The organism is Pedobacter yulinensis, assembly GCF_003029735.1.
Classification (GTDB): Bacteria; Bacteroidota; Bacteroidia; order Sphingobacteriales; family Sphingobacteriaceae; genus Pedobacter; species Pedobacter yulinensis.
In genome coordinates this window covers 645,212-657,427 of sequence record NZ_KZ686268.1, presented here as the reverse complement: position 1 = coordinate 657,427, position 12,216 = coordinate 645,212, and the positions used below count along the sequence as shown (strand labels likewise).

The 12,216-nt window shown below is 51.9% G+C and carries 4 protein-coding genes; 1 reads left to right on the top strand and 3 read right to left on the bottom strand.

Going from position 1 to position 12,216, the window contains the following annotated elements; translation table 11 throughout:
- Positions 1-2: 2 nt before the first annotated feature.
- Positions 3-1,001, bottom strand: coding sequence for a PorP/SprF family type IX secretion system membrane protein (locus C7T94_RS02865; protein WP_107213459.1), 999 nt, complete (start codon positions 999-1,001; stop codon positions 3-5).
- 31 nt (positions 1,002-1,032) lie between these two features.
- A complete protein-coding gene (locus C7T94_RS02860) occupies positions 1,033-7,689 on the bottom strand; it encodes an Ig-like domain-containing protein (RefSeq protein WP_107213456.1) in 6,657 nt (2,218 codons plus the stop codon).
- Positions 7,690-8,065: 376 nt separating this feature from the next.
- Here C7T94_RS02860 and C7T94_RS02855 point away from each other — a divergent pair, with 376 nt between their 5' ends.
- Entirely contained in the window at positions 8,066-10,603 is a 2,538-nt protein-coding gene (locus tag C7T94_RS02855; protein WP_107213454.1) for an NACHT domain-containing protein, read from the top strand.
- A gap of 9 nt (positions 10,604-10,612) precedes the next feature.
- Here the strand turns inward: C7T94_RS02855 and C7T94_RS02850 are convergent, their stop codons facing one another.
- Entirely contained in the window at positions 10,613-12,046 is a 1,434-nt protein-coding gene (locus tag C7T94_RS02850; protein ID WP_239494909.1) for a glycerophosphodiester phosphodiesterase family protein, read from the bottom strand.
- Positions 12,047-12,216 lie beyond the last annotated feature (170 nt).

Below are 12,216 nucleotides of genomic sequence, written 5' to 3'. Positions count from 1 at the left end.
TATTACAATCTTGGACAGAAGAAATTGGGCCCGATCAAACCGTTGCGGCCAACCAGGGAAATAGACACTTCCAGGCCGCCATTGCGGTTTGTCGCGCTTCTCAGGCTGGACGTATTTACATCATAGCTGATTCCCAGGACGAGGTTTTTGTACTGGATACCAGCCGTTACAATGCCTGCGTCATCAAAGCGGTAATTCCCGCCGAAAAGCAGGCTGGCCTCCTGGTTCAGCGCCAGCTGTCCGTAGGCGCCAGCGGCGATTTCTTCAGCATTGCCCTGGAACATCGCCAGCGCATTGGGAACGATATCAAAACTTTGGGAAACCCTGAACCGGGCACCGCCATGGGCCGTAAGGCGCATGGGCAGTCGTTGGCTGCTACCCAGGAATTTCTCGGTAGGCCGTGTCAGGTGTGCAGCACTGACCCCAAGAAAAACATTGGCTACCTGGTCCGGATTGCCGTCAAAGTAGAGGACACCTGCATTTACATCGGGCAGCGTAGCTGACTCAGACATGACCGTTTCTGAAGAGCCCCCGCCAATTCCCGTAACAGGATTATAGTCACTGCCGAATTGAGCTTTCGAGGCATCAAAGCTCCTGTTGATGATCCCTCCCTGTAAACCAAAGCTGACAATGTTCAGGCCGGAATGGCCAAACCTGATCCGGTAAGACGCAGAAACAAGCGCAGTCAGGTAATTGAAACTCAGTTCGCCCGCCCGCTGGTTCATAACGGTTGCGCCGAAAGCAAGTTTGTCGCTTGCAGCCATGTCAAAAGAAGCGCCGCCGGTAAAGAACGACTTGGACAGGCCACCCCACTGGTTTTTAAGGTTTACGCCAGCCCGGTAATCGCCGTCAGATACACCGGTCATGGCCGGGTTCAGCCAGAGCGGATAAGCGTAATACTGTGAGAAATGCGGATCTACCTGAGCGCTGGCCCCGCCCGCTGCACCAAGCAGCAGGCAGATGCCGAGTATTGATTTTATAACGAATGATGTCGATTTCATGGATTCTTTTTTAGTTGATGTTTCTGGCTAATTACCTCAATAGTGTCACAGTACCTTTCTTCAGTGTGCTTGTACCATCCTTGAATTTCAGGTCGACCGAATAGACATATACGCCCGTTGGCTGCATCTTTCCATTGAAGGTTCCATCCCATCCCTGTTGAATGTTCTGGCTCCTGAAGATCAGCTGACCCCATTGGTTGTACACGCGCATCTCGATGCTCGTAATGGTATTGCCGAATGCAAGGAACACGTCATTCCGTCCATCGCCGTTAGGCGTAAATGCATTCGGAACGAAGACTTCGTTGCCAAGCGGATTCGCGCTGGTTCCTGATACCTGCGGAGATGCCGTGCTGGTCTGGCAGGCTGCCGCTCCGGTTGCCCTGACGCGAATGCTGACCAGCTGATCCGGTTTCAGTCCGCTGATCACATGCGATGTTGCCGCTGCACCCGCACTTGGAGCCGTCCATGTTGCCCCGTTGTCTGCTGAGACTTCATAACCTGACGCTCCTGGAATAGCCTGCCAGCCAAAAGTGACGCTGGTTGCCGTGGCACTGAGTACCGCAGGTGCCGGTGTAGCCAGCTGCGTCAGCACATTAATGGTAATTGACGTACGTGCCGGACTCATGCATTGCCCTGCAATCCGGGTTGCATCGACCCAATAGGTCACCGATGCATTCAGGTTACCCGTTGTAAACGATGGGCCCTCTGCTACTGGCGTTCCGCCGGTCTGCGTAGTGTACCAGCGGTAAATAACCTCAGGATCAGGGTTAACTACATTCAGTGTGACGCCGGTGCCCGGACAAATTGAATTGCCTGTGGTGGTGATCTGCGCCGGTGCTGCGGGGGCAATACATTCGATGATCACATCCACCGGATCGGTGTTTTTCGTTTTCCCGCCTGCCGTAACGGTAGCCGAGTTCCTGATCGAAGTCACTCCCGCCAGGTCATTGTTGATCCTGACCACCAGCTGAACGGTTTGGCTCTGGCCAACGCCCAAAGACGGGATGGTGTACTGTACGTTGCCACCGTTCAGCGTGCCACCGTTGTTTGCCGAGACGAAAGTTGTCTTGGCAGGTAATGCGTCGGTTATCGCTACGTTGCTGAGCGCCTGGTTACCGGTATTGGTTATGGTGATCGAATAGGTCAGCAGGTCGCCTGCGCGGCCTACGCCCGACGGACGCGGCGTTACAACGGTCATGGACGTATTAAAGTCGCTGACGGTTTCAACAGGGATATCAGTTCCCGGTGTTCCTGGGTTACCCGGCTCATTCGGGTCGGTCGGATTTGGCGGCAGCGTTGGCTGATCAGGATTCACACCATCACTCACAACGGCGACGTTACGAATTGTATTGACGCCGCTCAGGTCTGCATCGACCCTGACCACGAAGTTCAGGCTAATCGTCTGTCCGACCGGAACGTTCAGGTTGCTCCAGGTTAGGGTGTTGCCGGTAATACTGCCATTGTCTGCAACACTGACGAAAGTTGTCTTGGCCGGAATGTCATCGCGGACAGTCAGGTTCGTCAGCGCCTGGTTACCGGTGTTGCGAACGCGGATGGTATAGGTTACCTGCTCGCCACCACGCACGCTGGTTGCGCCCCCAGGTATGCTGAACGCTTTCCAGGAAACGGTCGATGTCGTCTGGTCAACCGGGATGTCGGTTCCCGGGGTAGCCGGATTACCGGGTTCGTCAGGATTACCCGGACTTGGCGGCAGTGTGGGCTGATCAGGATTAATGCCGTCGTTAACGACTGCCACGTTTCTGATCACATTTACGCCGGTGAGGTCGGTATTGACATTCACCACGAAGTTCAGGCTTGCGGTACCACCAACCGGAACGTTCAGTCCGGTCCAGGTAAGTTGATTGCCATTCCTCGTTCCGCCGTTTCCTACGCTCACAAACGTGGTATTGGCAGGAATGTCATCCCTTACCGTGACATTACCCAGGGCCTGGTTGCCTGTATTTCTGACTTTAATGGTATAGGTGACCTGTTCGCCGCCTTTTACGCTGGCAGCACCTCCCGGAATGCTAAAGGCTTTCCAGCTTACAGTACTGTTTACTGGCTGCACAGGGATATCTGTTCCGGGTGTTGCCGGGTTACCAGGCTCATTCGGGTTTGTCGGGTCTGGTGGTGCAGTCGGCTGCTCCGGTCCGGTACCGTCGTTCACATAGGCAATGTTGCGGATCAGGCCAACACCGGTCAGATCTGCATCGACCCTAACCACAAAACTGCGGCTTACTGTTTGTCCAACAGGGATCGAGACACCCGTCCAGGTTACCTGTCCTGCAGCCAGGCTGCCGTTATCGGCCGCGCTGACAAAGGTCGTATTGGCCGGAATTTCATCCCGTACAGCTACATTGCTGAGGGTCTGGTTTCCGGTATTCCGCATGCTAATGGTATAGGTTACTTCTTCGCCACCTCTAACGGTAGTTGCCCCGCCCGGAATGCTGTAGCTTTTCCAGGATACGGTCTGTGTAACCTGCCTTACAGGTATGTCTGTACCGGTTTTCGTGGGATCGCCCGGCTCGTCAGGATTGGCCGGATCTGGCGGAATACTTTGCTGGTCAGGATTAACCCCGTCATTCGTCACCGCTACGTTGCGGATAGCCGAGACGCCGCTCAGGTTGGCATCGACGCGAACCACAAAGTTCAGGTCAACCGTTTGTCCTACAGGCACGCTCACACCTGTCCAGGTCAGCTGGTTGCCCGATTGTACGCCGCCGTTGCCAACGCTGACAAAAGTGGTATGTTCAGGAATCGCGTCACTGACCCGTACCTGGGCAAGCGCCTGGTTACCGGTATTGCGAACCTTTATGGTATACGTGATATTTTCTCCGCCCGCAACAGTTGTAGCACCGCCCGGGATACTGAATTTCTTCCAGGAAACGGTTTGGTTTACCTGCTGAACGGGGATGTCTGTCCCCGGAGTCGATGGGTCGCCTGGCTCATTCGGATTGGCCGGATCTGGCGGCAGTGTCGGTTTCTCCGGATTGATGCCGTCATTGACCACGGCAACGTTGGTTATTTTCGTTACGCCGGTCAGGTCTGCGTTAACGTTGACCACAAAACTCAGGTTTGCCGTCTGGCCAACGGGAATATTGACCCCGCTCCAAACCACCTGATTGCCGTTTTGCATCCCATTGTCGGCAACCCTTACAAAGGTGGTGTTTGCGGGAATGTCATCGCGCACCACAACATTGGTCAGCGTCTGGTTACCGGTATTTCGCACCTTAACGGTGTAGGTTACTTCTTCTCCGCCTTTTACGGTTGCTGCACCTCCCGGGATCGCAAAACTCTTCCAGGCTACGGTGTTATTAACAGCCTGCACAGGCACGCTGGAGCCTTGTTTGGTCAGGTCGCCGGGCTGATTCGGGTCGGTCGGGCTGGCGGGGTTGGCTGCACGCGGCGGGTTCACACCATCGCTTACAAAGCCAACATTTGTAATGGCGGCTACCCCGGTCAGGTCGCCATTTACCCGAACAGTAAATGAACGGGTAACGGTTTCGCCAGGATTCACATTTACAGGCGCCCAGGTAATCTGGCCTGCAGACTCTGTTCCGCCATCGGTAATATTTGTTAATATGGTATTGGCAGGAACGGCATTTGAGAATTGGTAATTGCTGATTGCCTGGCTGCCGTTGTTACGCAAATGCAGCGTCCAGGTTACTTCTTCACCGCCCTTAACATTCGTTCCGCCTCCGGCAACAACATAACTTTCCCAGAACGACAGGTCGGCCACCTGGATCGTCACTGTTGCGCCTGCGGCAGATGTACAGCCACCGGCACCCACAGCTACAACCCTGTACTCGCCTGCGTCTGCTGCGGTAACGTTGGTTAACGTAAGGGTCGCAGATGTTTCTGCGAGTTGTGTTGTACCTTTAAACCACTGGTAACTTACCGCTCCGGCCGGCTGCGGAGTTACGGTCAGCTGAACCGTTGTGCCGGCTGTGATGGCCTGAACACCGCTTAAGTTAAGTGTCGGGTTGCCAGGCAGTAAATAGGGTGTAAAGGTTACCTGGGTACGGTCTGAGGCTGCAGTTTCGCACAGGCCGGTTCCGCTGATGCCTACCGAATAAGTGAGTGCCACTCCTGGCGTAAAAGGCGTTACTTCGAAAATGCCGGTCTGGTTACTTCCCCGCAGCGTACTGCCTTCGTAGAAATAGTAGGTCGGGTTGGTAACGCCGGTAGATGTTGCCGTCAGAATGATGCGCCCGTCTGCTGTTGCGCACACATTTCCTCCGGGATTGTTATTTACGTTCAGTGATGCAATGGCTCCTGCCGGCGCAAGCGGCGATACGTTGATCCTGATCTCAGTGCGGGCAGAACCGGCACAACCGCCGGCACCGGTTACTTCGACATAATATGTGGCAGGGCCAGATACATTGGCAAAAGAAATGGTATTTCCGGCAATGGTTAGGCCTGTTGTCACGAGGTTGCCACCGGTTGGCGCGTCATATACAGTATACGTAAAGCCGCCCGCATTATTGGTAATTTCAAACGCTGCTGTCTGGCCGGTTCCGCACAGGTCGATTGTCGACGCTGTAAAAGCTGGAGGCGGCAAAGCTGCTGATATCTTCACATTGATGGCCTTGCCTGCAGCGCTCTCGCATGCATTGTCTCCCCTTACAGTTACAAAATAATTGACATCGGCGTTGGTGGCCAGTCCGGTAATGGTCAGGGTACCATTTGCTGCGATTGCAAAGGTCACACCGCCGTCACTGCTGCCGTCAAGGATCGGCTGTGTTTTGGCAGCATCCCTGTACCACGCAAAAACCGGATTGGTAATGGACGGAATGGCTGATGGGGTAATCACGACAGGCAGGCCTGTACATTGCACGATGTTGCTGCTCAGTGTAATGGCTTCTGGCGGAGGAATCTGGTTAACAGTTACCGATACCGCCTGCAACGCCGCGCTTTCGCAACCCGTACCGTTGTTCGCCGCAACGCTGACATAATAGGTCGCATTGCCTGCAAGGCCGGTAACGGTCAGCGTGCCATTCGCCGCAATGGCATAGGTAACACCGTTTTCAGTAAGGCCATTGGTGATGAGGCCGGTCCTGTCGGCATTGCGGTACCACCTGAACAGCGGCAAGGGAATGGCGACCGAGGGGTTTGCGATAACTGATGGAGTCAGAACAACCGGGGTGCCGGCACAAAAAGGTGCGCCGTTGCCCGCGATCTGGATATCGGATGCGGCAGGCGCAGGATTTACAGTGATGGTTACGCGGGTCCGGGCCGAGGCTTCGTTACCGCAGCCATTGCGCACGAGGGACACGTAAAAAACGTTATTACCGAGCGCAAGGCCTGTAGGGCTAAATACTGTTCCGTTGGCCGTGACACCCGTGGTAACCGGGCTTCCGCCTGCGGCGGCGGTGTACCATTGATACGTTGATCCCGCCTCCGGGTTCGTAATGCGAAGTTCGACCGGCGTTCCCTGGCATACTGTCAGCGTATTTGTAACAGGATCCAGTCCCGGAACTTCGACTACCGGATTTGTCGCCACCCGGCTCACTTCGTACAAACGCATCGACTGCAGGGCAACGACCACACCGCCGTAAAGTACCCTTACCCGGTTAAATGGCTGCGTTGTTTTGAACGAAACCACCGCGCGGTCTGTAGAACCTGATAAAAGTTCAAGGCTCAGGAGCGTACTGCCGGTAAAGGTTTGTACAACAGACTCGACCCCATCATCGCCTTTATTCAGTGTCTGGAAACTTATTGAACTGAGCAACTGAGCTTCGAGTAATGTTCCCGGGAAACTGATTACCGCTTTAACGGAATCGCCGGCCCGGCTTAATGTAGGAAATATGGAGGTATGGTAAACCCCCTGGCTTGGAGTTGGGATGACACTTGCTCCCGAATTCAGGGTGGCAAAGGTGTTGAGATTGTTATCAATCGCGTTATAAGGGTCGGTTACGCTGCCCAATGCCGAAATAGAGGCATTGGCACCAAAAACGGCATCGAAGGGCGCATCGCAATTAGCGAGCGAGGATACGTCGGCCATGTAATAGGCGTCATACACATCTACCGACTGAAAAGCATTCAGAGAGGCAATCAGCCCATCAGAGTTCAGAAGTAGCCGCACCCCGTCATAAGCAACGCCGGGTGTAAAAGTGAGTTCCACGACAGAACGGTTGCCCAACAGGCCTAAAACATTATTTGTCTTGGTAATAACGGGCCCTACCGGCACGCCGTTTAACGTAGCCTGTATATTCAACCCGTCCAGCAGGGTCTGTGCAACCCCCCCGCCAAATCCGAGTTTCAGCGTAACTGGCGCATTCGCAGCGACCACAGACGGAAACCGCAGGTTTTGGCTAACACGCGCACCAACGCGAACCCTTGCAATCAGCGGCAGGTTCAGGTCCAGATACGTTGCACTGAGCCGGCTGAAAGTACGCGGCGCGGTAGCTGGTGTAATATCGACCGCGTTTGCAGGGTTCGTTACCGAACCAAGATCTGCAAGGTCTACACCAAGCTGTTGCAGAGCTTGCGCGAGCGATAGGTTTATACCGCCAAGAAGCTGGACGTTTCCTGCCGCTTCGACAGTGTTCGTTTCCGTGTTGGCATAAACTCTTTGTTTATACTGCGCATAAGAAACAGAAGAAATGAGCGTTAACAATAGTAGCAAGACGTACCTGAGAGGACGCAGCAACTGTTTCAGGGTTCTCGGCGTAGAGGTTTTTAGCATGGTAGCGCGTTTACGTGAAAAGTTTTGTTCGGTATGCGGAATTTTATACCCATAATTCCACGAGCCAAAACTAAGCGCACCTCCGCATCTGTCAGCCGTTCATTTCATCCATTGATTTCCTACAAACACTGTTCATTTTATTCATTGCAAAAGATGTGATGCTTTTGTTCGTTTGGTTTAGCATACTTGAAGATCAAAAAATAAGCTCGAAGTTGTGCAACATCCCCACCACATAAGTCTCTGGATCGCCGTCAGTTAATGGCATTCCGTGCCGGTGCTTTCGCAGTTTGTTTGCCATTCACCAGTGAAGGTTCTGCTTACTTTGAGCTGTTTTTGATTTATATTATCACTGTATAAACGCAAACTGTCGTATTTGATGCCGCACCGAGATTATCTGAGTGAACTAAAAAACAGCGTAGAAATAAAATCCGGGCTACCGACTGTAGACCCGGGCAGCTGCAAGGCGATCTCGAACCATATCTTTGAGCTAACTAAAAAATACATCAGTGAAACCACACTGAAGCGTTTCTTTGGCTTTGCCAAAATTACGCACAATTTTTCCGCCTTTACGCTTAATACCCTGGCCCAGTATGCCGGATTCAGAAACTGGAATGCCTTCTGCAAAAGTGTCAGCCAAAATGATACACCCTCTGCAACGAACTATTCGCGGTGGAATGAACTGAGGCAGGAAGCCCAGCTCATCACCGATGTAACGTTGATCCACATCAGGAACATCTCGGGAATCGCCTTCAATCAGACTGAGCTGCGAAGTTTTCTTTACCACGATTTCGAACATTTTCTGAAATCGCGCCAGGTTTTTTTTTGCCTGTCCGCACAGCCGCTTCAGGGTAGGTCGACGCTTCTTGCACAACTTACGATGCAGTATTTCAGGCAGAGCCATGCCGAGCACAATGAGCATGTCGTGTTGTTCTTTAACTGGTACACCATCAATAAATGGGCTTTGCCCGGAACAGACCTGACACACTGGTTGGCTGACCGGTTTGGCCCGGGTAATCCTCAGGGTTACCGGAATTACTTTGACCGGTATCCGCATGAAAGAAAAGGTAAAGTCATTCTGATTTTCGATGATGTCGAAGACAACATCTTTAAAAACAGCTACCTGCAGAACATCATCGACTTTCTGTACCTGACAGAAGACTGCGACTGGATCAAGGTTGTGCTGAGCATGCCTGTAGCTGTCTGGTTATCTATGAAACAGGAGATCTTCAGGTCAGACTACCTGAGCCGAAACTGGTTCCGCGGCAGTTTTTTTGACCGGGAGAACCTTACAAATATCCCAGAATTTACGCCTGCCGAGATCGTAAACGTATTGAGCCGGCAGGAAGGCAAAGAGCTCAGCCCCGAAGCTGTTCATCCATTGAATCTTTCGCTGTTCAGCATGCCGTTCTGGTTCCAGTATTACCGTCTCATCAAAACCCGGCCGGAGGTTCCCAAACTGAACAGCCCGGTCCTGTATTTCGAACTGATTGAAAGTTATGTAGAAACCAAACTTTTTCTCGCGCAGCAAAGCACCGAGAAGAACTTCCTGATCAACAAACTCAGCGGCTTTATGAAGCTGAGTGAAAAAGGCTACAGCGTTCCCAAAGAAGAGGTGCTTACTTATATCAGTACCTTTACTACCGACTATGGCGAACTTCTCTCTGAAGGAATACTGATCGAAGAAAAATACTTTAAAACGGCTGTCCCTACCGAGATCATCCGCTTTGCGCATCCCGCTATCTATACTTATTTTCTGTTCAATAAGATCATAGAGTCGTTCAGGTCGCAACCGGCGCGGGAAACTTTTACCCATATTCTTGAAATTTACGCTGATGCGAAGTTCCGGGCTGTTTTATTGGGCTGGCTGATCAGGTTCAGCCTGAAGAACGGCCGGCTTGATACACTCCATAACCTGTTCGATCTGCCCTTTACAAGTTCAGAAAAACAGGAGGTCTTCCAGTTCATGTGCGCCCAGTTCAATTACCTTTTTCACCAGCACCGTCCGCTTATCCACGACGAGCGCCAGCAGCGTGCGTTTGCGAGCCTGCTGCACCGCGGAGAACTGTACAGCAAACCTTTCAAAAAGACGGTTAATCTCCTTTCAGAAAACCTGCATGAAGGCGATACAGATTTGCTTGTACAGGTCATGTGGTGCAGCGTACTCGTAACTGAGATGAAACAAGCCGAGTTGAAAAGAGCTCTTGACCGCCTCAAGAAAAACCGGAGCCGGATCAGGCAAATTTTCCCCATCGACCCGATCGAGCTGCTCACCTATTTTCATTATATACTTTCCGGGCAGGTACCGGGAAGCCGGGCAAATGAAGCCATCGCTTCGTTTATAGAGACCGATGTGAGCTCAGACACCTCTCCTCCGAGCCCGTTCCAACTCATTGCTTACCGCATGAGTTGTGTGGTATTGCTTACCTCCGGCCGTTTCCGCGAAGGAAACTTATTTATTCAGACCCTGAACGACCGTCATCCCGACCTCTTTAAGCGCAGAAATGACCTGTCGGTATCACTGCTGCTCATTTTCAATGGTTTCTTTTGCCTCTATAACCTCCGGTTAAACACCGCAAAAAAGATTGTGGCCCATTTTGAACGGCTGACCGCCGAGCCAACCGGAGTTTACCTGAGCAATTTCTCCTGGATACTTCTTGACATTTTCCGTTCAGAATTTTACCGGCTTACCGGCGAAGAGGACAAAGCATTCGGCACCCTGGAAAGTGCCCTTGAGCGAGCTGAAAAACATTCCTACAACTTCTTCCACATCGCTATCAATTACCTGAAGATCAGGATGGAAAAACACATTCCTGAAGGTGAAACCATTGCGCATGCCTTTGCAGAATTTATTTCGATCATCGAAACCGATACTTTTGCTCCCGACGATATCTTCAACGGCAATCCGAAAGACTAAACGCCCCCCTTATTTCTGAAATACACGTACGTAGTCAACCTTAAAAACGGCCGGGTAAACGTTGGGGTCAAGTCCTTTCATGCCACCCCAATTGCCGCCAACGGCAAGGTTGATCAACAGGTGAAAGTCTTGGTCGAATGGCCACACGGCCGGATCTGCGCCTTTCTTTGGGAAAGACAGGTACTTTTTACCATCTAAATAGAAGTCAATGCGGTCGGCAAACCATTCTGCGCTGTAGACATGGTAGCTGTTATAAGGATCGTCGATTTTTATGCCTTTTGTAACCTGTGTGCGGATGGCATGGTTAAATTTTTCGGTATGCACACTGCCATAGACGGTATCGGGCGTAAAGCCGACATGCTCCATAACGTCGATCTCCCCGCTTTTCGGCCATCCGCCATATTTCCAGGCCGTGGGCAGCATCCAGATGGCAGGCCAAAGACCTTTTCCTTTCGGAAGCATGGCCCTCACCTCGACCCGGCCATATTTCCAGTCAAATTTTCCTTTGGTCACCAGGCGGGCTGATGTATAGTCCCTGTTTTCCCTTTTATCTTTCCTGGCGATGATCGAGAGTATACCCTTGTTTACCTGTGCGTTGGTGCTGTCTGCCTTCGTATAAAACTGCAATTCATTGTTCCCCCAGCCGCTTCCGCCGACATCATATGCCCATTTATCATCGGCCGGAAGGCCTTTGTAGTTAAATTCATCAGCCCATTTCAATTTCCAGCCCTGAAGAGCCGGCGATTTTTTGCGCTCTTCGATCAGCAGTTCGGGCTCGTTGGTCGTAATATAATCTATATGGTGCGCGAGAAGCCATTGCATGTCTTCAGCCGAGTTGACCGTCCATGCGTTGGTGGTCAAACCCAACTTGCGGGCTTCTTCAAACCAGCTTCCATCTTTCTGATAAACTGAATAGTGGTAATCTGCACCGGCCAGGCCGTCGGCTTTGAGCTGCGCCGGAGATACATCGCCGTTCAGGTAAGAAACGACTGCTCCAGGCTGGAGTTGAAGAATTTTTTTGCAAACATCATAGCTGAAGGCGATATAGTCTACCCACTTTGTGGCTTTGTGTTTCCTGACAGCAGCTACTGCCTGTTCTGTCAGGGCCAGCGAGCGGTCCAGCCCCAACTTCGATGTCTTAATTTCCAGGATCAGCCTGGTACCACGCTGTTTAAGCCCTTCTTTCAGATAGGCGTCGAGCGTAGGTATTTTTTCGCCGTTGGAAAGTGATTTTTCCAGCAATTGCTCGTAGGTCGATTTTTCTATGCTCATTCCCAGGAAATCGGGGTCATGATTCACGACGACGATGTTATCTGCCGTCATCCAAACATCGAACTCACTGCCATAACAGCCCAATCTCACCGCTTCGCGCAACGCCGCGATGGAATTCTCTGGTATATTTTGCTTTTTCCAGGCCCCGCGATGGGCAATAATGCCGTTCATGTTCCAGTTTTTTTGTGCAAAGACGGTCAGTGTACAAGCCATCAAAAGGCAAATCGTCAGGGAGCGACGCAGCATGTGTTTCATTTCATTACATCTTGAACTTCCAAAAATAGTTTTTTATCTCTTCCCGGCAAGTTATCTTTCTATTACCTCATATTTTTGCTGCCGCC

Coding starts and splice junctions, on each gene's coding strand:
- C7T94_RS02865 (WP_107213459.1), bottom strand. CDS start 1,001: ATGAAATCGACATCATTCGTTATAAAATCAATACTCGGCATCTGCCTG.
- C7T94_RS02850 (WP_239494909.1), bottom strand. CDS start 12,046: ATGAACGGCATTATTGCCCATCGCGGGGCCTGGAAAAAGCAAAATATA.
- C7T94_RS02860 (WP_107213456.1), bottom strand. CDS start 7,689: ATGCTAAAAACCTCTACGCCGAGAACCCTGAAACAGTTGCTGCGTCCT.
- C7T94_RS02855 (WP_107213454.1), top strand. CDS start 8,066: ATGCCGCACCGAGATTATCTGAGTGAACTAAAAAACAGCGTAGAAATA.